The organism is Micromonospora cabrerizensis (assembly GCF_022230955.1).
Lineage (GTDB): Bacteria > Actinomycetota > Actinomycetes > Mycobacteriales > Micromonosporaceae > Micromonospora > Micromonospora cabrerizensis.
Genome location: NZ_JAKKFI010000001.1, coordinates 50,190 through 71,732 on the forward strand (window position 1 = coordinate 50,190; position 21,543 = coordinate 71,732).

A 21,543-nucleotide genomic window follows, 5' to 3' on the forward strand; every position below is an offset into this window, starting at 1 on the left:
GGGGAGGGGCCCGCACCGTCCCTCCCCGCCCGTGACACCACGACCCGGCCGGCGCCCAGCGTCGGCCGGGTCGCCGTCGTTGGGCTGGCCCAGCTCGATGTGGCAGACTCGCGGCTCGGCACGTCTCGATCTCGATGGCACCGGCGACGGAGGTGGTCATGCGTCCGACCCACCGCAGGCTGGCGGCAACCGCCGCCGGGCTGGTGCTGCTGCCGGTCGCCCTGGTCGGCTGCGGGATCGGCGGCGACGACGACACCAAGGACGAGCCCACGCCCAAGCCCGCGCGGGCCCCCGCCGAGGAGGCCGCCGCCCGCTCCCGCGAGCGCGTGCAGGCGTACCTCGACGCGATGACCGCGAAGGACGTCGCCGCCGGCCGGAGCCAGCTCTGCGCACTCCTGCACGACGGCTTCGACCTGGGTGCCACCGGCCCCAACGGTGACTTCGCCGACCACTTCCAGGTGCCCGAGACGGCCATCACCGACATCCGGTCCGGCCCACTGGGCCAGGAGGTCAGCGTCTCGGTCTCGGTCACCGCCGGCAAGAGCACCGTCACCCGGGCGCTGGTGTTCACCGTGACGCGCGACGGCAGCGACTGGTGCATCGCCGCGGAGGCGCCCGCCGGCCCGCCGCCGGCCGGCTCGTCGAGTGCCGGCCCACCCCCGACCGGCGTCGCCCCGACCCGCGCGTCCTGACCGGCTCCCGGCGGATTGATCTCCCATCTGCCGGAACCGTCCCCCTCGCCGCCCGGTCACCCCGACCGTCGCCGTACGCTTTCTGTCATGCGCCATGAGTGGCATCAGCTGAGCCATCCCGCGGTGAGCAGCCCGGGCCTGCAGACCAGCCGACCGACCGTCGACTCCGCCGAGGACGCCGCGCTCGGGCTGGACCGATGGCGGGAGCTGCCCCGCGAGCAGGTCCCACCGTGGTCCGACCCGGCCGCCGTCGCGGCGGTCTGCAAGGTCCTCGACACCGTGCCGTCGGTCGTCGCGCCCTACGAGGTGGACCAACTCCGGCAGAAGCTCGCTCTGGTCTGCGAGGGCAAGGCGTTCCTGCTCCAGGGCGGTGACTGCGCCGAGACGTTCGTCGACAACACCGAGAGCCACCTGCTGGCCAACGCCCGCACCCTGCTCCAGATGGCGATCGTGCTCACCTACGGCGCGTCCCTGCCGGTGGTGAAGGTCGCCCGGGTGGCCGGGCAGTACACCAAGCCCCGCTCGCTGCCCACCGACGCGCGCGGCCTGCCCGCGTACCGCGGCGACATGATCAACTCGCTGGAGGCCGACCCGGCCGCCCGGGTCGCCGACCCGCAGCGCATGATCCGCGCGTACGCCAACTCGGCGGCGGCGATGAACATGCTCCGGGCGTACCTGGCCGGTGGTCTCGCCGACCTGCATGCGGTGCACGACTGGAACAAGGGCTTCGTGAAGAACTCCCCGGCGGGGGAGCGCTACGAGGCGATCGCCCGGGAGATCGACCGGGCGCTGGCGTTCATCCGGGCCTGCGGGATGACCGACGACGAGGCGCTGCGGACGGTCACGCTCTACTGCTCCCACGAGGCCCTGGCCCTGGAGTACGACCGGGCACTCACCCGGGTCTCCGACCGTCGGGCGTACGGGCTCTCCGGGCACTTCCTCTGGATCGGTGAGCGCACCCGGCAGATCAGCGGCGCGCACATCGACTTCATCTCCCGCATCGCCAACCCGATCGGCGTCAAGCTCGGCCCGACCACGTCCCCGGACGAGGCGATCGAGCTGTGCGAGAAGCTCAACCCGGACAACGTCCCCGGTCGGCTCACCCTGATCAGCCGGATGGGTAACCACCGGGTGCGCGACGCCCTGCCGCCGATCGTCGCCAAGGTCACCGCCGCCGGCGCCAAGGTGGTCTGGCAGTGCGACCCGATGCACGGCAACACGCACGAGTCGTCCAACGGCTACAAGACCCGGCACTTCGACCGCATCGTCGACGAGGTGCTCGGCTACTTCGAGGTGCACCGCGGGCTGGACACCCACCCCGGTGGCCTGCACGTCGAGTTGACCGGCGAGGACGTCACCGAGTGCCTCGGCGGCGCCCAGGGCATCGAGGATCTCGACCTGCCCGACCGGTACGAAACCGCCTGCGACCCGCGACTGAACACCCAGCAGTCGTTGGAGTTGGCGTTCCTCGTAGCGGAGATGCTCCGTGGCTGAGCTTGCGAGCCCCGCAGTCGGCAGCCGAAAGGACGACAGTGGCTGATCTTTTTGTGGACCTGCGTTCCGACACGGTGACCCGGCCCACCGCCGGGATGCGGGAGGCGATGGCCACCGCCGAGGTCGGTGACGACGTCTACGGCGAGGACCCGACCGTCAACGCGCTGGAGGCCGAGGTCGCCGCGTTGTTCGGGCACGAGGCGGCGCTGTTCGCCCCGAGCGGGTCGATGGCCAACCAGATCGCCCTGCAACTGCTGGTGTCGCCCGGCGACGAGCTGCTCTGCGACGCGGACGCGCACGTGGTCACGTACGAGATCGGTGCCGCGGCCGCGTACGGCGGGATCTCCTCGCGGACCTGGCCTGCGGTCGGCGCGAACATCGACCCGGAGGCGGTGGCCGGGATGATCCGGCCGGACGGCTACTTCGCCGTTCCCACCCGTGCGATCGCCGTCGAGCAGACCCACAACCGGGGCGGTGGCGGGGTGATTCCGCTGGCCACCCTGCGGGATCTGCGGGGGGTTGCCGACGAGGCGGGTGTCGCGCTGCACTGCGACGGCGCCCGGATCTGGCACGCGCACGTCGCGGACGGGGTGCCCCTGATCGAGTACGGCCGGCTCTTCGACACGCTGTCGGTGTGCCTCTCCAAGGGCCTCGGCGCGCCGGTCGGCTCACTGGTGGTGGGCAGTGCGGACAAGATCGAGCGAGCGCGGATGATCCGTAAGCGGATGGGCGGCGGTATGCGTCAGGCCGGCATCCTCGCCGCGGCCGGCCGGTACGCGCTCGCGCACCACGTCGACCGGCTGGCCGACGACCACGCCAGGGCCGCCCGGCTCGCCGAGGCGGTCGCGCCGTTCGGCGTGCTGGCCACCACGGCCCGCACCAACCTGGTGGCACTGGATCTGACCAAGCACGCGGTGGACGCGCGTACCCTGGCCGCCGCCGCGCGGGCCGAGGGCGTACTCATCTCGGTGCTCGGCCCCCGCAGCGCCCGCCTGGTCACGCACCTGGGCCTCGACGACGCGGCCATCGACCGCGCGGTCGCGGCCCTGCCCCGCGTCCTCGCCGCGTCCTGACCTCCGGCCGGCGCCCTTCCACGGCCTGGTGATCAAGAGCTTTGCGTCAGATTCCGGTCTCCGGATGACGCAAACCTCTTGATCACCGAGGTGGGGTGGGGGGTGGGGTCAGGCGGGTCAGCGTCGTTATGTCGGCGGTGTGGCCGATCTGCTTCTCGCTCGGGGTCTCCACGACGACGGGGACGCCGGCGGTGGCGGGGTGGGTCATCAGCTCCGCGAAGGCGGGCTCGCCGATGGTGCCCTTGCCGATGTTCTCGTGCCGGTCCCGGGTGGAGCCGCACAGATCCTTCGAGTCGTTGGCGTGGACCAGTCGCAGCCGGTCCGCGCCGACCGTGGCCACCAGTGTGTCCAGCGTCGCCGTCATGCCGCCCTCGACCGCCAGGTCGTGACCGGCCGCCCAGGCGTGGCAGGTGTCGAAGCAGACCCCGAGCATCGGGTGCCGGTCCACCGCGTCCAGGTAGGGCCCGAGCTGCTCCACGCGGGAGGCGAGTGAGCGGCCTCCGCCCGCGCTCGGCTCGACCAGCAGCATCGGCCCGCCAGCGTCGGCGGCCCAGTCGAGCAGCGGCAGCAGCTCCTGGCGGACCTGTCGCATCGCCGCCTCGGCGTACCCCTCGTCCACCGAGCTGCCGGCGTGGAACACCACCGCCCGAGCACCGATCGCCACGCCCCGACGCAGCGCGTGCGCCAGGGTCTGTGCCGACCTCTCGACCGTGGCCGGGGTGGGCGAGCCGAGGTTGACCAGCAGCGAGGCGTGGATGAACGCCGGGATGCCCCGCTCGGCGCAGCCGTCACGGAACAGGGCGTCCTGCACGGGGTCACCGTTGGGCAGTGCCCAGCCCCGCGAGTTGGAGACGTAGACCTGCACCACCTGGGCGCCGGTCGCGTCGGCGTACGGCAGGGCGGCCTTGGCCAGCCCACCGGAGGTCGGGGTGTGCGCGCCCACCGGACGCGAGGTGACCGCCGGCATCAGAAGCACGTGAGGGTGACCGGGGTGCCCGGCGGCACCTGCGAATTCTCGCCCGGGACCTGGATCCGGACCACGGCGTTCGGGTTGACCACGACCGTCACCGGGAAGCCCTGGGCCTCCAACGCCTGCTTGGCCTGCTGACACGGCAGGTCGATCACCCGCGGCACGACGATCGCCGGGGGGCCCTTGCTGACGTCCAGTTTGACCTGGGTGCCCTTCTCCACGCCGGCACCATCCGCGGGGCTCTGGCCGAGGATCTCGTCCCGGGGCTTGTCGGAGTCCTTGTAGGTCTCCACCAACACCAGGTTGAGTTGGGCCAGGGTGGTCCGGGCTTCGGCCAGGCTCTTACCGACCAGGTTCGGCACCGACACCGGCGCCCGGCCGCGACTCAGAATGAGGGTGATCTTCGCGCCGGGTTTGACCTCGGTGCCCACCTTGGGGGAGGTGTCCAGTACGACCCCGGCCGGCAGGCTGTCGTCGTAGCGGGGGGCGCCCTTGGCCACCACCAGCTTCACGTTGACCAAGTCCGCCTCGGCAAGCTCGAACTCCTTGCCGATCACGTCCGGCACGGGGAAACGCTCCGGGCCGAGGGAGAGGGTCAGGGTGATCGCGCCACCCTTGACGATCTTGGTGGCGGACGCCGGGCTCTGCTCCAGCACGCTGTCCTTCGGTGCCTGCTCGTCGAAGCGCGGCTCACCGTACTTCAGGGTGATCCCGGCGCGATCGGCCTGCGCCTGCGCCTCGGCCTTGCTCAGACTCACCAGCTGCGGGGCATCGGTGTAACGACCGACACCGAACCACCAACCACCGATCGCGGCCACCAGGCCCAGCGTCACCACCACGGCCGCGACGGCCAGCCGGCCGCGCGGGCTCGCCAGCAGGGTGCTGCGCAGCGCTGCGAGTCGGGACCCCAGGCCCTCCGTGGGCTCCGGAGCAGCCCGACGTCGACCCGGCCCCTGGTTGCTGGCCCCCTCGGGCAGCCGTGCCCAGGCCGGGCGGTCGGCGGGGCGGACCGTCGCGACCACCATGGTCGGCTGGGAGAGTGGCTCGCCGCTCACCGGGCGGAGCACGGCGGTGTGGCTGTTGGCGTCACCCAGGCGGTCCCGGGCGACCTGCACCTCGGTCAGCAGCGCGCCGGCGTCGGCGGGCCGCGCACCGGGGTCGCGCCGAGTCGCCCGTTGCACCAGGTCGTCGAGGACCGACGGCAGGCCGGGCACCAGCGTCGAGGGTGCCGGCACGTCCCGGTCGACGTGCTGCCAGGCGACGTCCACCGGGCGGTCCCCGTCGTAGGGCACGCGGCCGGTGAGCATCTCGAACAGCACGATGCCGGCCGAGTAGACGTCGGTACGGGGATCGGCGCGGCCCTCGGTGACCAGCTCCGGGGCGACGTACGCCACGGTGGCCATCAGCTGGTTGCCCTGCTCCTCGTCGGCGCTCGCCTCGACCGCCCGGGCCAGCCCGAAGTCGGCCACCTTGACGACGCTGTCGACCAGGTTGGCGACACCGCCGGTGGGTGCCTCGGCGACCAGCACGTTCTCCGGCTTGACGTCGCGGTGCACCAGACCGGACCGGTGCGCGGCGGCGATCGCGGCGAGCATCTGCTCGACGATGGCCAGCGCCTCGTCCGGGTTGAGCCGGCGTCGCTCGGCCAACACGTCGCGCAGCGTACGGCCGCGGACGTACTCCATCACCAGGTACGGCAGGCCGGCGTGGGTGCCCTGGTCGTAGACCGCCACCACGTTCGGGTGGGTCAGCCGGGCGATGGTCTTCGCCTCGTCGGTGAACCGGGCCACGAAGTTGGCAATCCGGGCTCTGGCCTCGGGCGCCTGGGTCGGGTGAATGATCTTGACAGCGACGGTGCGCTCGAGGCGCTCGTCGGTGGCGGTGTACACGGTCGCCATGCCACCACGGGCCACGCGACCGCGAATGCGGTAGCGCCCGTCGATCAGCGAGCCCAGCAACGTGTCGGCGACCTGAGTGTCCATCGGCAGGGAGTCTATGTGTCCAGGGGGTGAAGGATGAACAGGATGCTACAGCCGTCCGCCGAAATGGTCCGTCCCGCCGCGCTCGCCGCCGCTCACCCGCCGCTCACCCGCTGGTCAGCGATGCGGACGAAACCGGGCACCAATCGGTCGTCCGGGGTGCCGGTGGCTCGTCGTGATGACGACGTGGCAGGGTGGTCGGGTGACCGAACCCGTACCTGAGCAGGCCGTGCCCGGCCCGGAGCTCGCCGGACCCACCGACCCGGCCGGTTGGCTGACCCTGCCGGACGTCGCCGAGCGCCTCGACGTGTCGATCAGCAAGGTGCACCAGATGATCCGTGACCGGGAGTTGCTGGCGGTCCGCCGCGACGGCGTCCGCCGGATCCCGGCGGAACTGGTCGCCAACGAGACCGTGCTCAAGCACCTGCCCGGCGTGCTCAACCTGCTCGCTGACAACGGCTACGACGACGAGGCCGCCCTGCGCTGGCTCTACGAGCCGGACGACACCCTCCCCGGTGCCACCGCAGCCGCCGCCCTCTCGGGTGACCAGGCCCGCGAGGTGAAACGCAGAGCCCAAGCCCAAGCCTTCTAACCCCACCCGGACCGACCCCCGCCCACCTCCGGCCCACCCACCCCACCAGCTCTCGTCGATCATGAAGTTAGCGACGCGACACGCCGTCGCGGACGCCGCTAACTTCATGATCGACCGGGCCGGGGGCGGGGCCGGGGGTCGGGGTCGGGGGTTAGTCGGCTCGGCGGGTTGCGGCTATGGCCAGGTCGACCAGGGCCTGGCGGGCCTCGGTGTCGAGGTCGACGGCGGCCAGGGCGGCCAGCGCGGCGTCGGTGAGCGTGACGATCCGCTGTTCGGTGCGGGCGAGAGCGCCGCTCGCGGTGATCAGCTCGCGCAGCCGGGCCACCCCGTGCTCGTCCAGTTCCGGGTCGCCGAGCCGGCTGCGCAGCAGCTCGCGGCCCGCGTCGTCGGTGGTCTCCCCGGCAGCCGCCACCAGGAAGGTGCGCTTGCCCTCCCGCAGGTCGTCCCCGGCCGGCTTGCCGGTCAGCGCCGGGTCACCGAAGACCCCCAGCACGTCGTCGCGGAGCTGGAACGCCTCGCCCAGCGGCAGCCCGTACGCCGAGTAGGCCGTCCGCACGTCGGCCGTCGCGTCGGCCAGCGCGGCGCCGAGCAGCAGCGGGCGCTCGACGGTGTACTTCGCCGACTTGTAGCGGGCGACCTTACTGGCGCGTTCCACCGAGGTGTCCCCGGTGGCCTGCGTCAACACGTCGAGGTACTGCCCGACGGTGACCTCGGTGCGCATCTCGTCGAAGACCGGCCGGGCCCGGGCCAACGCCCGGAGATCCAGGCCCGAGGAGTGCAGCAGCTCGTCGGACCAGACCAGGCAGAGATCGCCGAGCAGGAGGGCCGCTGCGTCACCGAAGCCGTCCGGGTCGCCGCCCCAGCCGGACTGCCGGTGCCGGGCGGCGAAGCGGCGGTGCACCGCGGGCTCACCGCGGCGGGTGTCGGAGCGGTCCATCAGGTCGTCGTGGATCAGGGCGCTGGCCTGGACGAACTCCAGTGCGGCCAGGGCGGTGAGCACCTGGTCGCCGTCCACCCCGCCGGCGCCCCGGAACCCCCAGTACGCGAATGCCGGACGCAACCGCTTGCCGCCGCCGAGCACGAAAGCCTCGATCGCCTCGGCCACCGGCACCAGGGCGTCGTCCACGGCGGCGAGCCGGACCCGTTGACCGGCCAGGAACTCGGTGAGGGCCTTGTCGACCCGCTGCCGCAGGCCGGCACGGTCGACGGGAGACACGGGAGCAGCGTGGGTCACTCCCCGACGCTAGCGGGTCGCCCTGGCCCGCGCTCCACCGCCACGCGTAGTCCCGCCGGCGCGGCCCGGACCGGTGCGCCCCGCCGGTGGCGTGCCGACCCGTGCGGCGCGGCCCGGCCCGGCGGCCCGGGTCGACCCGGCCCGGCGGGTGGCCGCGGCGGCCTCGGCGAGCGCGACCAGCGGCACGTCCAGGACGACGGCGAGCCAGCCGAGCCAGAAACCGCCGGGCACGCGGCGCTGTCGTTCCCAGCGGGACACCTCGTGTCGGCTCAGCGTCGGCACCCCGGAGGCGGCACACAACTCGGCGGCGGCGCGCTGCTGGCTCCAGCCGCGGGACAGCCGGCAGCAGGCCAGCAGCGGCCCGAGCTGCGCGGGGCGCGGCGCTGCGGGTGGGATCACGGGTCCTCCTGGCGGGCGTCGGTGCGGTGACGACCCGCCCGCCCGACCTGGCCGGGACCGGCGTCACCGCTCGGTTGCTGACCCCCGCGCGAGACCCCGGAGCCGCCCCCGCCGCCCCTCCCACGCCACCCATTTCTACCCCGGGGGTACGACACCCCTGCGCCCAGCGGGCCGGGGCGCGCAGAGCGGCAGGGGTCACCGGGTGGGAAGCGCCTGGGTCGCGGTGGCGTCGCCCGCTAGAGTCGGGTCGTGGCGCTCGGTCTTCCCTCGGTCCTCCCCAATCCGCAACCGGCGATCGGGGAGCTCATCCGTGAGCGCCAGCCGACCTTCTCGTTCGAGTTCTTCCCGCCCAAGACCGAGGCCGGGGAGAAGCTGCTCTGGCAGGCCATCCGCGAGCTGGAGTCCCTGCGCCCGTCGTTCGTGTCGATCACGTACGGCGCGGGCGGGACGACCCGGGACACCACGGTGGCGGTGACCGAGCGGATCGCCACCGACACCACCCTGCTGCCGATGGCCCACCTGACCGCGGTCGACCACTCCGTCGCCGAGCTGCGGCACGTGATCGGCCGGCTCGCCGGGGTGGGAGTGCGCAACGTGCTGGCGGTCCGCGGCGACCCGCCGGGCAACCCGGGCGGTGAGTGGATCCGCCACCCGGAGGGCGTCGACTACGCCGAGGACCTGGTCCGCCTGGTACGCGATGCCGGCGACTTCAGCGTCGGCGTGGCCGCCTTCCCGTACAAACATCCCCGCTCGCCCGACGTGGCCAGCGACACCGCGCAGTTCGTCCGCAAGTGCCGTGCCGGCGCGGAGTTCGCGATCACGCAGATGTTCTTCGACGCCGACGACTACCTGCGGCTGCGTGACCGGGTGGCCGCAGCCGGCTGCGACACCCCGATCCTGGCCGGGGTGATGCCGGTGACCCAGATCCGCACCATCGAGCGGTCCGTGCAGTTGTCCGGTGCGCCCTTCCCGTCGGCGCTGGCGGCCCGCTTCGAGCGTGTCGCCGATGACCCGGAGGCCGTCCGCCGGCTCGGCGTCGAGCAGGCCAGCGAGATGTGCCGCCGACTGCTGGACGAGGGCGTGCCCGGGATCCACTTCATCACCCTCAACCGGTCCACCGCCACCCGCGAGGTCTGGCAGAACCTGAAGGCCGGCGCGCGGGTGTGAACGTTGGTTCTGCGACACCTGATGCCCGGCACGACGGTTGATCCGTGGTGGGCACACAGCTGAACTGGGATCAGTACGCCACGGCGTGGGCGCGGTTGCACGGCGGGTTCGACCCTCGGGTCGCAGCGCCGGTGGTCCGCGCCTGGCTGCGGTTCGCGTACCACGTCGGCTATGTGCTGGGCCGGCTGCGGGTCAGCCCGACCGCGGTCACCGTGGCCGGGGTGCTGCTCTGCTTCTGCGTACCGTTGCTGGTGACCCGCCCGGGGAGCGGGCCCTTCCTGGGCGCGTTGTTCGTGCTGCTGGCCGCCGTGGCGGACAGCGTGGACGGTGCGGTGGCGGTCGCCACCGGCCGCACCACGCGGCTCGGCTACGTCTACGACTCGGTCGCCGACCGGCTCGGTGAGGTGGCGTGGTTGCTGGCGTTCTGGCTGGTCGGAGCACCGGGCGCGCTGGTCGTCGCGGGCGGCGCGCTGTCCTGGCTGCACGAGTACGTCCGGGCCCGGGCGGTCGCCGCCGGCATGCGCGACATCGGCGCGGTCACCGTGGGCGAACGTCCCACCCGGGTCTCGGTGGCGCTGGCCGGGCTGCTGGTCGCCGGGCTGGCCGGGCTGATCGAGCCGGACCTGGCCGCCGGCACCATCACCATGGCGACCGCGGTGTGGGTGCTGCTGGCCGGTTTCGGCCTCGGGCAGCTGCTCTCCACCATCCGCCGCGCCCTGCTCGACGCCGGCTGAGCGGCGCGGCGCTGTTCGGGACTCCCGCCCGACCTCAGGCGGGAGGAGCCACGCCCACCACCATCTCGTACGGAGTCGTCAGCTGCCGTTCGAAGGCATCCACTGCCGTTCGGGCGTCGTCGAGCGTCACCTCGGGGGTGTTCCATCGGGGCGCGGGCAGCAGACCTCGGGCCGGTACCCGGGTCCGGTAGACCGCCGTGGTCGTGTCGATCGCGACGCCGGCGGCCAGGTGGATCGGTGACTCGGCGCCGAAGAGGTCGAGCAGGACGCGCCGGTCGAGTTCCGCCGCCACCAGATGCTGCTCCACCTCGGCCGACGCCGGGAACGCGGTGACCGCGGACGGTGTGATCCGGCGCAGCGGGTCGCGGGGGCCGGCGACGCCGGTCGCCTGTTCGGGCGGCGGTGACTCGGCCATCCGGTCGACTGCGGCCCGCAGTCGGTGCAGCAGGCCGGCCGGCACCTGGACGAGCGGCGGCGCGGCACCGGGCCGGTCCACGCTCAACCGCGCCCACATCGTGGTGGTGCGGATCGCGGGAAAGACCGCGAACACGATGATGGCCAGGAGCGCGACCACGACGGTCAGTCCGGCCCAGCGGCCGGTGACGTCGGCTGTCAGTCGCCACTGCAGGATGCCCACGACGTCCGGCCCGGGCAGTGAGTCGGTGACGTGCCACAGCGCTGCGGGCAGCGCCACGGCCGCACCCGAACGGTCCGCGCTGCCGGTGCGACCGGCCGCGTCGGTGGACTCCAACACCGCCAGGGTCGCGCCGGCGACGATGACGATCTGCGTCGCGACGTACAGATAGGCGCGCAGCTGGACGCGGACCGGCACGCCGATCGGCCCCAGCCCGAAGGTGCCCGCCATCCGGGCGAGGCGCGGCAACTGGAACATGAGATGGGCCAGGTATCCGACGGTCAGACCGACGCCCGCGGCGGCCAGCGCCGGCCCCGGCGCGAAGCCCCATGGCTGCCATTCGACGGTGCTGACCAGCCACCGGGACAGGGGCGGGTCCGCGCCGACGAAGCCGAGCACGAGGACCAGCGCCAGCGCTGTCTGGGGCAGTTCGGGCTCTGCCCAGATGATCAGCACGAGGACCGACAGCACCGCCCAGATCGCCAGAGTGGCACCGATCCTGCCCCAGGTGCCGACCTCGACCAGACCGGGGAACGCGGCACGGCGTACGGCGGTGTCGAACCACACCAGACCGACGGCGGCCGCCAGGGTCAACGTGAGAGGTTGCTCGTACAGCAGCTCCACCGTCGCGGCGGCCACCGCGGCCACGATCGCCACCCCGACCAGGGCGGCCAGGAAGGCGATGCCGGACCGGGAGAGCAGTTGCGGGCCGACACCAGTCCACGGTACGAGCCAGCTCCACGCCACGGCCGCCGCGGCGACCAGCGCGGCGGAGTGGGGCAGCAAGCTGTCGACGAACGCGTACGGTCGGGGACCCCGTACCCGTTCCGCGATCGCGCGAGCGTAGCGGCGTTCCCCGGCACTGCGCTCGGCCAGTTCGTACACCGCCACCACCAGCCGGACCAGGGGCGGGATCACGGTGACGGTGAAGGCCAGCACGAGCAGGCGCCCGTCCAACCCGGTGAGGATGTTCGGCTCGGTCCACCCGATCCGGCGCGGCAGATCGAGCAACGGCACGGCGTCGACCAGACACCACAGGTAGAACCGCTCGGCCCGGACCAGGCCGGCCTGGCCACCGGCCAGCGCCACGGTGGCGGCGGCGAACGCCACGACGCTGGTCAGCACGGCCGCCGCGCTGGTCAGCAACGCGACCAGCAACGAGCGTCGGTGTGCGGGTTCGACGATGGAGATGACGACGTTGCGGATCACGACCCCGAGCAGCAGCAGCGCGAGCAGACCGGCCACCGCGACTCCGCACCACCGCCACCCGTCGCCGCCACGAAGCGCGGCGGCGAGCAGCAGCTGGAGCAGCCCGGCGAGGGTGAGCGTGCCGGCCAGTGCGACGGCGAGGTATCTGAGCCAGGCCCGGGGTGACTGTCCCGCCGCCGCGTCCAGCCGCGCGTCGATCCGCCCCCACAGGGCGTCCGATGTCTCGAACAGCGACTCAAGGCGCGCCTGCCACCGACCCGATGCGGCATCCATGGCCCTCACCTTCGGGTGCGGTGGACGTCGTCGCAAGCACCTGGGCGACAGCGCCTACCAGGCAGGGCCGATCTCGTCGGCGACGATCTGCGCGGACAGGGTCACCATCGGCAACCCGCCGCCGGGGTGGGTGGAGCCGCCCACCAGCCACAACCCGTTGGCCGGGCCCCGGTTGGCGGGGCGGAGCAGCCCGCCGGCGGTGCCGTAGATCGAGCCACCCGGCGCGCCGGTCGCCGCGTCCAGGTCGGCCGGGGTGCGGAACTCGCGGAACAGCAGCCGGTCGCGCACGTCCACGCCGCGCCGCGCCAGCACGTCCAGGATCCGATCGGCGTACGCGTCGGCCAGCCCCGGCCGCCGCCAGTCGACAGCGCCCGCCGCGGTGCCCTGCCGAGGGGCGTTGACCAGCACGAACCACGCCTCGTGTCCGGCCGGGCGGACCATCGGGTCGTCGGCCACGGTGACGAACACCGTCGGGTCGGCCGCCGGCCGGGCCCGTACGCCGCGCCCGGGGTTGCCGAAGACCGCGTCGAACTCCGCGTCGTAGTCGCGCGGGAAGAAGACATTGTGGTGGGCCAGCCCGGTGCTGCCGGAGACCCCGAGCAGCAGCACGAAGCCGGCGAGGCTGCGGTCGGTCAGCCCGGCCAGCCGACGCGGGTGCGGCAGCAGGTCACGGTAGACGGTGAGGGCGTCCACGTTGGCCACCACCACGTCGGCGGGCACCGGCGCGGTGACACCGGCGAGGCGTACCCCGTGCACCCGGCCACCGGTGGCGTCGATCCGGGTGACCGTGGCGTCGGTCTGCACGACCACGCCGAGGTCCAGGCAGCGGGTGAGCAGCGCGTCGGCAAGCGTGCCCAGCCCACCGCGCAGATACCAGCCACCGAAGGCCAGCTCGGCGTACGGGACCGCGACGAGCGCCGCCGGCGCCCGGCGCGGGTCGGCGCCGGTGTAGGTGGCGTACCGGTCCAGCATCATCCGCAGCCGCGGGTCGGACAGGTGCCGGCGGCCCAGGCCACGCAGGGTGCGGCCCGGGGCGATGGCGGCCAGGTCACCGACCCGCCAGGCCAGCGACGCGAGGTCACGGGGGGAGTCGACGGTACGGCGCAGGATGTCCCGCGAGGAGGCGTTCCACACCCGCGTGGCCCGGCGCCACAGCCGCTGCCAGTCGGCCGCCGCCCGATCGCCGAAGGCGGCACCGACCCGGGTGGCGAACTCCACCGGGTCGGCGCACGAGTCCAGTGCCGGGCCGTCGCCTCCGAAGACGTGCCGGACGATCGGGTCCAGCGGCACCAGGTCCAGGTATTCGTCGAGCTTCGCCCCGGTCGCCTCGAACAGGTCGTGGAAGACCTCGGGCAGGGTGAGCAGGCTCGGCCCGGTGTCGAAGTGGAACGACCCGGCCGGGGTCTCGTGCGCGTACCGGCCGAGCTTGCCGCCGACCGCCTCGGCCCGCTCGAAGACGGTCACCTGGTGCCCGGTGGCGGCCAGCCGGGCGGCGGTGGCGAGGCCACCCACCCCGGCGCCGACGACCACGATCCGCGCCATGCCGCGTCCTCCTAGCTGACCGGGCGACCCCGCCAGGTCAGGCGGCGTCGCTTTCGCAGATGGTACGACCGCAGGGTCAGCCAACCGAGGACCACGACCGACACGGGGTGTGCGAGCGCGTCGGGCCACCACCGGCCACCGGTCGCCCGGGCGGTGAGCACCCGCCCGGCCACCCCGAGCAGGTAGCCGACCACGCCCACCGCGACCACCCCCGGCACGCCGGTCGCCGCACCCACCAGCGCGATCAGCGGCGGCGCCGTGTAGAGCAGCAGCAGCGACGCCACCACGACCGCCGCCGCTCCCGGGTGCCCGAACGACGCCCAGAGCGACTTCGAGTACCCGTCGCGCAGCTGCGGCCAGTCGTCGTACATCCGGCAGGCGGCCAGCCGGGAGCCGTCGGCCAGGGCGATCCGCCCGCCGGCCCGCTTGACGGCCCGGGCCAGCTCGACGTCCTCCAGGATCTTGTCGGCGACCGCGGCGTGCCCGCCGGCGGCGGTGTAGCCGGCCCGGTCCAGCACCAGGAACTGGCCGCCCGCCGCGGCCAGCGACGGCCGCGACGAGCGCTCCATCGCGCGCAGCGGCAGGAAGGTCAGCCAGAGCCACTGCAACAGCGGCTGCACCAGCCGGTCGGCCGCCGTCGCTACCACGATCTGGGGGTACGGCGACAGCAGCGTCGCGCGGGCGGCGCGCAGCTCGGTGACGGCCGAGGCCACGGCGTGCGGGGCGAGCACCACGTCGGCGTCGACGAAGACCAGCGCGGTGGCGTCCGGGTCGGCCCGGGTGGCCAGTTGCCAGCAGGCGTGCGGCTTGCCCAGCCAGCCCGGCGGCGGGGCGACCCCGGTGAGCAGCGTGACCCGGGGGTCGTCGCCGGCCACCGCGCGGACCACGTCGGCGGTGCCGTCGGTGGACCCGTCGTCGAGGACCACGACGCGCAGCCCGGGTACGCCGCGCTGGGCGAGCAGGGCGCGCAGGCAGGGCGTGACCCGGGTGGCCTCGTCGCGCAGCGGCAGCAGCACGGCGACCCGCTCGTCGACCTCGTCGGGCCGGTCGGTGGGCCGACGCAGCCAGCGGGTGGCGTTGAGCCAGGTGTGCCCGGTCAACGCGGCGACGGCGACGAGCAGGGCGAGCAGGACGCTCATCGGGTCGCGTCGACGCCGGGCCGGTGCGGCTGGTGGTCCTCCGGGCGGGTGTCGCGAGCCCGGCGGGCACGCAGCAGGGTCACCGCCAGCGGTACCGCGGTCACGGACATGCCGGCGGCGCCCCAGAGCGCCGAGGCGGGCAGGTCGAGGAAGACGGCGTGGGCCAGGATGCTGGAGAAGTACGTCCACAGGTAGAGCGCGACCATCGGGTGGTCCCGCCGATCGGTGTGCTCGGCGGCCGGCCCGGCCAGCGGGCGCAGCGCGCTCATCATCAGCACCGCGAAGAGCAGCCAGCCCAGGTAGTTGCTGACCGGGATGCCGGGCAGGCCGGGCAACGCCGGGGTGGCGTCCCGCCAGACCCAGTAGCCCTCGGCCACCATCTGCGGGTCGAGGAAGAGGTCCCAGGCGGCCAGCCCCACGGTGGCCAACGCGATCCGCCGTACCCACAGCCCGGTCGTCGCGCCGTTGCCGCTGGCCCGCGATGCCCCGCCGCCGGCCGTCGCGTCGTTGTCGCTGGCCCGCGACGCGCCGCCGCCGGTCAGCCGGACCGCCGCCAGCCAGGCCGGCCAGGCCATCCAGGTCCAGGCCAGTGGAATGATCAGCGGCACTCCGGCCAGTTTGGGGCCCAGCTCACCGGAGTAGTCGTAGCTGCCGAACGGCACACCGGTGGCTACGCCGATCGCCTCGATCGCGAACCCGCCACCGGTGGCCACCGCGACCAGCGCCGCCGCCACCCGAGGGCCCCGGCTGAGCAGCGCGTGGCCGACCGAGAGCAGCCACCCGAGCACGACGGTGGCCACGGTGAGCCCCGCCCTGGTGGCGCCGGTGGTGAGCGGGTAGCAGATCTGGGCGAGCACCAGGACGGCGAGCAGCGCCCAGGAGATCCGCCGGGTCATGACGCCGGTGGCTCGAGGGGCAGGTCCCGACCGAGTACGCCGAACGGCCGCTCGTCGCCGGGGAAGTGGAAGTCGCGCAGCACGTCGACGAACCCGAAGCGCCGGTACAACCGCCAGGCCCGGGAGGTCTGCTCGTCGGCCTCCGGGGTGGACAGCAGCGTGGTGTCACCCTCGGCCATGCCGAGCAGCGCGCGCAACTGGCCGGCACCCAGACCGTGCCCCTGCGCCGGTGGCCGGACGTGCAGCTCGACCACCTCGAAGCAGTGGGTGAGCCAACGCTTCCGGGTCGGGGCGTCCAGTGCCCGGTGCACCTGGTCGTGCCACCACTGACCGGAGGCGCCCAGGTAGCCGTAGCCGAAGCCGGCGAGGTGACCCTCGCTGGTCAGGCTGGCGACCGCCCGGAAACCCGGCCGGCGGACGTGGGTGGCGATGTAGCCGCGCCGGGCCTCCAGCAGGTCGGTGCGGTATCCCATCGCCTCGCCGTAGACGGTCACCACGTCGTCCAGCCGCCGGACGAGATCGTCCGGCGTCCAGCGCACCAACCTCATGCCCGTCCACCCTTCACCGTTTCCGGGCCGCCGTCGGCGACCCATCCGAGCACCGACCGGTCGCCGACCACGTCGCGCACCTCGAACCGGGCGAACAACTCCTCCGCGTACCAACCCTCGGTGGGGGTTCGCATGATCGCCGCCCGGTGCTCCGGGTGACGGTACGCGAACGCCACCAGGTCCGTCGGGTCGCGCCACACGCTCACCGTGCCCTGCCAACCCAGCGGCGCCTCCCCGACCCCGAACCGGGCCAGCAGCCCGGGCGCGTCGCGCAGGGCGGCGGCCACCGGGGGGATCGCCCGCCAGAAGGTGGCTGCCCGGCGGGCCCGCAGCCGGGCCCGGGTCAGCGCCAGCACCGGGCCGGTGACCCGGCCACCCGGCGGGTCACCGAACGGCCGCTGGCCGGACCACTCGCCCCGGCTGGTCAGCGGGCGCAGGTCGACCCGGGCGGAGGCGTGGGCGATGCGCGCCCAGGCACGCCCGACCGTCGAGTCGTCGAAGCCGGCCGCCGCCGCGGGGGAGTCCCAGACGGTCAGCGCCGCCCACCGGGTCAGGTCGGCGTCTCCCGGCCCGAATCCGGTGCCGGTCCCGGTGCCCAGCAGCTTGCCGAACCGGGCGCCCGGGAGGGCGCGTAACCGGCGTGGGTCCACCGCCATCCGGGTCAGCGCCCGGGGCAGCGCGGTGCGGGAGGTCCGCCACACGTGCAGCGTGACCAGCTCCGGTGCGGCGCTGCCGGGCTCGCCGGTTGACTCGCTCAGCTCGCTCACGCCACCTCGGCCGGGGTGCCGGCGGTGACCCGCAGCAGCTCGGTGTAGGTGGTCGGGAAGACCGCCTGCGGTACGCCACCCGCGGCCCAGATCTCGGGGTACGCCGTCAGCGCCGTGTCCACCAGGGTGCGCAGCGGGTGCGGGTGCCCGAGTGGGGCGACGCCGCCGATCGGTTGCCCGGTGTGCGTCCGCACGAACTCCGGGGTGGCCCGGCGCAGCCGGGTGACGCCGAGCGACGCCGCCAGGCCGGCGGTGTCGACCCGGTGCGCACCGGAGGTGAGCACGAGCAGCGGCGCGTCGTCCGCGTCGAAGATCAGTGAGTTGGCGATCTGGCCCACCTCGACGCCGAGCGCCTCGGCGGCCGCCGAGGCGGTGTGCACCGCGTCGGGAAGCAGACGGACCGTGCTGGGCTCACCAGCGCCGTCGAGCGCGCCGACGGCGGTGAGCGCGTCCTGCACCGCTCGTACGTTCGGGTGTGGCTGCATGTCGCCATTCTTCCCGGTCCGTCGGTGGCGGGTTCAGCCGACGCCCTTCGCGCGACTTCCCTGATGGTGCTGTCTCCGGCGCGCGGGAGGCAGCACCATCCCTGATGTTGCACGGACTGCCTCGTACCCGACGGTTCAGGCCCTGCTGGTGCGTGGCGGCCGGTCTGACCACCGACCTCGACCTGCCCGACTGTCCGACCCCGAGCGGAGCCGCCGCGCCCGGTACGCAGGGGCGGCGCGTCACACGTTGCATTTTCGTCGGAGGGGAGGTGTACTGTCAGGAGCAGTTAGAACGAGTGTTCGATTGCCTCGAACGCCCGTTCCAACCAGCCGGAGCGCGGCGTTTCGCGGCGCCAGCTCCGGGCGGTGTGGCTCCGCGGGCCGCACCTGGGTTTCCGGGCAGTCGCGAGCCTGGTCCCGACAGGCAGGATCGTCGCTCGCCGCCCACGACCCCCGGGCGGCGGGCGACGAACCCGCCGGTACGCCGGCCGGGTGTGGTGTGGGGAAGCATCCACACCCGGCCGGCCACACCCGGTGCGTCTTCCTCCGCACCACTCGACCTCGGCGTCTCGTCGGCGGCATCAGCGCGCCGGGGCGACGCCTCGGCCATGTGGAGGAGACATCCATGCCGACCAACTCGGCTCAGGCACCGACGGTGCCGGCGCACGTGCTGCCGCACCGCACCCCCGCCCAGCTGCTCACGTTGGCCCGGCGTGGGCTGGTCGAGGCCGGCCAGACCCGACCTGACGGTCTGCGCTACGCGGCTGCCCACCTGGCGGCGCTGCGCGCGGCGGCCGCACTGCTCGCCGCGCGTGCCCGGCCCGCGCCGAGTCGACGCAACCGGATCACCAGCGTCTGGGTCCTCCTCTGCGCCGTCGCTCCGGAGCTCGACGAGTGGTCCCGGTTCTTCGCCGCCGGGGCCAGCAAACGCGCTGCCGCCGAGGCCGGCATCCCCCGGGTGGTCAGCGCCCGGGAGGCCGACGATCTGCTTCGTGCCGCCGAACAGTTCGTCACGGTGGTGGAGACCGCACTCGGTGTGGCCCACCAGCCGGCCCTGGACGGCCTCGCCGCCTGATCCCGCCGTGCCACCGGCCGCCCCGCGGGGGGGAGCCGGGCGGCCGGTGGCACGGCGTGCCGGTCCTGATCTGATCCACAGCAACGACGGGGGAGTTGGTCCAATGGCGGGCCGCATGGTGGTCGGTTCCGCCGCACTGGCCGATCTGGTGCGCCCGGCGAGCACGCCCGACCAGGTCGGCGGCCACCGGGTGCTGCCGGTGGTGCCCGAGCTGACCGGTCTGCTGCCCAACCGGGGCCTGCGCCGGGGCAGCACCATCGCGGTCGCCGCCGGCCAGCCCCGCCGCAGCGGTGGCACCTCGCTGATGCTGGCACTGCTCGCCGAGGCGTCCCGGGCCGGCTCGTGGTGCGCCGTGGTCGGTGTCCCGACGTTCGGTGCGGGCGCGGCCGCCGAGCTGGGCATCGCTCTCGACCGGCTGGCCCTGGTGCCGAATCCCGGCCCCGAGTGGGCCACCGTGGTCGCCGCGCTGATCGACGGGGTGGACGTCGTGGTCACCACAGTGCCGGCCGCGGTCTCCGCCTCGGTCGCCACCCGGTTGGCCGCCCGGGCGCGACAGCGCGGCAGCGTGCTCGTCCCGTACGGCCGGTGGGACGGCGCGGACGTGACGTTGCAGGTGGTCCGTGGAGTCTGGGAGGGGCTCGGGCATGGCCGGGGGCGGTTGCGCCGTCGGGAGGTCACCGTCTCGGCGCGCGGGCGCGGGGCGGCCGCCCGACCGAAGGAGATCAAGGTCTGGCTGCCGGGCGACGAGCTGACCCGGGTGATCCCGCGTGTGCTGCCGTCGACCGTGGGCCGTCCGACCGCGCCGCTCGCCCTGGTCGGCCGGGAGTGACCGGCACGCCGGCACGGACCCTGCTGCTGTGGTGCCCGGACTGGCCGGTGCTCGCCGCCGAGATTGTCGACGGGGTGCCGGCGACCGGCCCGGTCGCCGTGCTGCACGCCAACCGGGTGGTCGCCTGCTCCGAGCGGGCCCGCGCCGAGGGGGTGCGCCGAGGGCTGCGCAAACGGGAGGCGCAGGGTCGCTGCCCGCAGCTCACCGTCGTGGACTACGACCCGGGTCGGGACGCCCGGGCGTTCGAGCCGGTGGTCGCCGCGGTGGAGGAGTTGGTCGCCGGCGTCGAGGTGGTCCGTCCGGGGGCCTGCGCGGTGGCCGCCCGCGGGCCGAGCCGTTACCTCGGTGGCGAGGAGGCGGCCGCCGAGCGGATCATCGAGCACGTCGCCCAGTCGTGCCTGGTGGAGAGCCAGGTGGGCATCGCCGACGGGGTGTTCGCGGCCGGGTTGGCCGCTCGCGCCGGTCGGGTGGTGGCACCGGGTGGGACACCCGAGTTCCTGGCCGGGTTGCCGGTCGAGGCGCTCGGCCGCTCGGCGCTGGCCGACCTGCTGCGTCGGCTCGGTGTGCGCACTCTCGGCGACTTCGCCGCGCTGCCGGCTGGCGACGTGCTGGCCCGGTTCGGGTTCGACGGTGCGCTGGCCCATCGGCTGGCCGCCGGGCGGGACCACCGCCCACTCGCCGTCCGGCAGCCGCCGGCCGACCTGACGGTGACCGCCGAGCAGGACGAGCCGATCGACCGGGTCGACGTGGCGGCGTTCGTGGCCCGGGCGTTGGCTGAGCAGTTGCATGAGCGGCTGGCCGGGCACGGGCTGGCCTGCACCCGGCTCGGCATCGAGGCGGTCACCGAGCACGGCCAGGAACTGCACCGGGTGTGGCGGCACGACGGCCTGCTCACCGCCGCGGCCATCGCCGACCGGGTGCGCTGGCAGCTCGACGGCTGGCTCTCCGGCAGCAGTGGCCGCGCCGGCGCCCGACCGGCCCGACCGACGGCCGGCATCATCCGGCTGCGACTGATCCCGGACGGGGTGATCGCCCAGGCCGGTCTACAGGCCGGCCTGTGGGGGGAGACGGGCGAGGAGCGGGAACGGGCGCACCGGGCGCTGAGCCGGGTGCAGGGCATCCTGGGTCCGGAAGCGGTGGTGACCGCGGTGCTCGGCGGTGGGCGCTCCCCAGCCGACCAGGTGCGACTGGTGCCGTGGGGCGACGAACGCCTCCCCGCGCGTCCCGGCCCGCCACCGCTGCCCGGCGGGCCGGTCGCGCCTTCCGGCTCGGCGCCGTTGTCCGGTGGGTCGGTCGCGCCTTCCGGCTCGGCGTCGCTGTCCGGTGGGCCGGTCGTGCGTACCGCTCCGGCATCGCCGCCCGGTGGGCCGGTCGCGCCTTCCGCCCCGGCATCGCTGCCCGGTGGGCCGGTCGCCAGTGGCGGCGGCCGGGCCGTCGGTGCCGGTCGGCCCGCCGACCACAGCGCGGGCGGGGTTCCACCGTGGCCCGGCCGGCTTCCGGCGCCCGCACCGGCGATGGTGCTGCCCAGCCCGCTCGCCGCGACCGTGCACGACGCCGCCGGCGAGGCGGTGGTGATCAGCGCGCGGCTGGCGGTGAGCGCTCCACCAGCCCGGCTGGTGGTCGGCACCGGCCGGCCGGCGGAGATCGTCGGCTGGGTCGGCCCGTGGCCGGTGGACGAGCGGTGGTGGGCCCCCGCCGAGGCGCGGCGGCGGGCACGGTTCCAGGTCTGCCTGGCCGACGGCACCGCCCTGCTGCTCGCCGTCGAGGCCGGGCAGTGGTTGGTGGAGGCGATCTATGACTGAGCGTCCAGCC

At 74.2% G+C, this 21,543-nt stretch carries 20 protein-coding genes; 9 read left to right on the plus strand and 11 right to left on the minus strand.

The features are described from left to right. Positions 1-158: 158 nt before the first annotated feature. From LADH09A_RS00230 to LADH09A_RS00240, 3 genes are all read left to right on the plus strand, one after another. Positions 159-692, plus strand: a complete 534-nt coding sequence (locus LADH09A_RS00230; protein ID WP_238642460.1) for a nuclear transport factor 2 family protein — start codon at positions 159-161, stop codon at positions 690-692. 87 nt (positions 693-779) lie between these two features. Next, positions 780-2,186 carry a class II 3-deoxy-7-phosphoheptulonate synthase gene (locus tag LADH09A_RS00235; protein ID WP_238642468.1) on the plus strand — a complete coding sequence of 469 codons (1,407 nt, stop codon included), beginning with the start codon at positions 780-782 and terminating at the stop codon, positions 2,184-2,186. Between the two features lie 38 nt (positions 2,187-2,224). After that, entirely contained in the window at positions 2,225-3,259 is a 1,035-nt protein-coding gene (locus LADH09A_RS00240; RefSeq protein ID WP_238642470.1) for a threonine aldolase family protein, read from the plus strand. Between the two features lie 82 nt (positions 3,260-3,341). On the opposite strand, the gene LADH09A_RS00245 is transcribed toward LADH09A_RS00240, so the two are convergent. Together LADH09A_RS00245 and pknB are read right to left on the minus strand one after the other, a co-directional pair. Beyond that, complete coding sequence (locus LADH09A_RS00245) at positions 3,342-4,226, minus strand: deoxyribonuclease IV (RefSeq protein ID WP_238642471.1); 885 nt, start codon at positions 4,224-4,226, stop codon at positions 3,342-3,344. Then, complete coding sequence (pknB, locus tag LADH09A_RS00250) at positions 4,226-6,211, minus strand: Stk1 family PASTA domain-containing Ser/Thr kinase (protein WP_238642473.1); 1,986 nt, start codon at positions 6,209-6,211, stop codon at positions 4,226-4,228. The genes LADH09A_RS00245 and pknB overlap by 1 nt, the downstream gene beginning before the upstream one ends. Before the next feature lie 199 nt (positions 6,212-6,410). Between pknB and LADH09A_RS00255 the strand changes: the two genes are divergently transcribed. After that, positions 6,411-6,800 carry an Rv2175c family DNA-binding protein gene (locus LADH09A_RS00255; RefSeq protein WP_238642475.1) on the plus strand — a complete coding sequence of 130 codons (390 nt, stop codon included), beginning with the start codon at positions 6,411-6,413 and terminating at the stop codon, positions 6,798-6,800. Positions 6,801-6,951: 151 nt separating this feature from the next. Here the strand turns inward: LADH09A_RS00255 and LADH09A_RS00260 are convergent, their stop codons facing one another. Together LADH09A_RS00260 and LADH09A_RS31535 are read right to left on the minus strand one after the other, a co-directional pair. After that, positions 6,952-8,034, minus strand: coding sequence for a polyprenyl synthetase family protein (locus LADH09A_RS00260; RefSeq protein WP_238642477.1), 1,083 nt, complete (start codon positions 8,032-8,034; stop codon positions 6,952-6,954). A gap of 9 nt (positions 8,035-8,043) precedes the next feature. Continuing rightward, positions 8,044-8,433: a helix-turn-helix domain-containing protein gene (locus tag LADH09A_RS31535; protein WP_308194435.1), complete on the minus strand. Its 390-nt coding sequence runs from the start codon at positions 8,431-8,433 to the stop codon at positions 8,044-8,046. Positions 8,434-8,682: 249 nt separating this feature from the next. On the opposite strand from LADH09A_RS31535, the gene metF reads away from it, so the two are divergent. Together metF and LADH09A_RS00275 are read left to right on the plus strand one after the other, a co-directional pair. Next, positions 8,683-9,600, plus strand: a complete 918-nt coding sequence (gene metF, locus LADH09A_RS00270; protein WP_238642478.1) for a methylenetetrahydrofolate reductase [NAD(P)H] — start codon at positions 8,683-8,685, stop codon at positions 9,598-9,600. A gap of 44 nt (positions 9,601-9,644) precedes the next feature. Continuing rightward, entirely contained in the window at positions 9,645-10,334 is a 690-nt protein-coding gene (locus LADH09A_RS00275) for a CDP-alcohol phosphatidyltransferase family protein (RefSeq protein ID WP_238642480.1), read from the plus strand. Positions 10,335-10,368: 34 nt separating this feature from the next. Here the strand turns inward: LADH09A_RS00275 and LADH09A_RS00280 are convergent, their stop codons facing one another. From LADH09A_RS00280 to LADH09A_RS00310, 7 genes are read right to left on the minus strand one after another with little or no spacing between them, the layout of a single operon-like run. Next, on the minus strand, positions 10,369-12,450 hold the full coding sequence (locus LADH09A_RS00280; protein WP_238642481.1) for a hypothetical protein: 2,082 nt from the start codon (positions 12,448-12,450) through the stop codon (positions 10,369-10,371). A 54-nt stretch (positions 12,451-12,504) separates the two neighbouring features. Then, a complete protein-coding gene (locus LADH09A_RS00285) occupies positions 12,505-13,992 on the minus strand; it encodes a phytoene desaturase family protein (RefSeq protein ID WP_238642483.1) in 1,488 nt (495 codons plus the stop codon). 11 nt (positions 13,993-14,003) lie between these two features. Further along, positions 14,004-15,131 (minus strand): glycosyltransferase family 2 protein, encoded by a 1,128-nt coding sequence (locus tag LADH09A_RS00290; protein WP_238642485.1) that lies wholly within the window; start codon positions 15,129-15,131, stop codon positions 14,004-14,006. Beyond that, a complete protein-coding gene (locus tag LADH09A_RS00295; protein WP_238642487.1) occupies positions 15,128-16,027 on the minus strand; it encodes a carotenoid biosynthesis protein in 900 nt (299 codons plus the stop codon). Before LADH09A_RS00295 ends, LADH09A_RS00290 begins: the two co-directional genes overlap by 4 nt. Continuing rightward, complete coding sequence (locus LADH09A_RS00300) at positions 16,024-16,575, minus strand: GNAT family N-acetyltransferase (protein WP_238642489.1); 552 nt, start codon at positions 16,573-16,575, stop codon at positions 16,024-16,026. The genes LADH09A_RS00295 and LADH09A_RS00300 overlap by 4 nt, the downstream gene beginning before the upstream one ends. Next, positions 16,572-17,333, minus strand: coding sequence for a monooxygenase (locus LADH09A_RS00305; RefSeq protein WP_238642585.1), 762 nt, complete (start codon positions 17,331-17,333; stop codon positions 16,572-16,574). Before LADH09A_RS00305 ends, LADH09A_RS00300 begins: the two co-directional genes overlap by 4 nt. A gap of 5 nt (positions 17,334-17,338) precedes the next feature. Beyond that, positions 17,339-17,827: a YbaK/EbsC family protein gene (locus LADH09A_RS00310; RefSeq protein WP_238642491.1), complete on the minus strand. Its 489-nt coding sequence runs from the start codon at positions 17,825-17,827 to the stop codon at positions 17,339-17,341. Between the two features lie 625 nt (positions 17,828-18,452). Here LADH09A_RS00310 and LADH09A_RS00315 point away from each other — a divergent pair. From LADH09A_RS00315 to LADH09A_RS00325, 3 genes are all read left to right on the plus strand, one after another. Further along, on the plus strand, positions 18,453-18,902 hold the full coding sequence (locus LADH09A_RS00315) for an SAV_6107 family HEPN domain-containing protein (protein WP_088949400.1): 450 nt from the start codon (positions 18,453-18,455) through the stop codon (positions 18,900-18,902). 103 nt (positions 18,903-19,005) lie between these two features. Then, positions 19,006-19,731, plus strand: coding sequence for a DnaE2-dependent mutagenesis accessory factor ImuA' (gene imuA' / locus LADH09A_RS00320; protein WP_238642493.1), 726 nt, complete (start codon positions 19,006-19,008; stop codon positions 19,729-19,731). Then, on the plus strand, positions 19,728-21,533 hold the full coding sequence (locus LADH09A_RS00325; protein ID WP_238642496.1) for a Y-family DNA polymerase: 1,806 nt from the start codon (positions 19,728-19,730) through the stop codon (positions 21,531-21,533). Before imuA' ends, LADH09A_RS00325 begins: the two co-directional genes overlap by 4 nt. Positions 21,534-21,543: the final 10 nt, after the last annotated feature.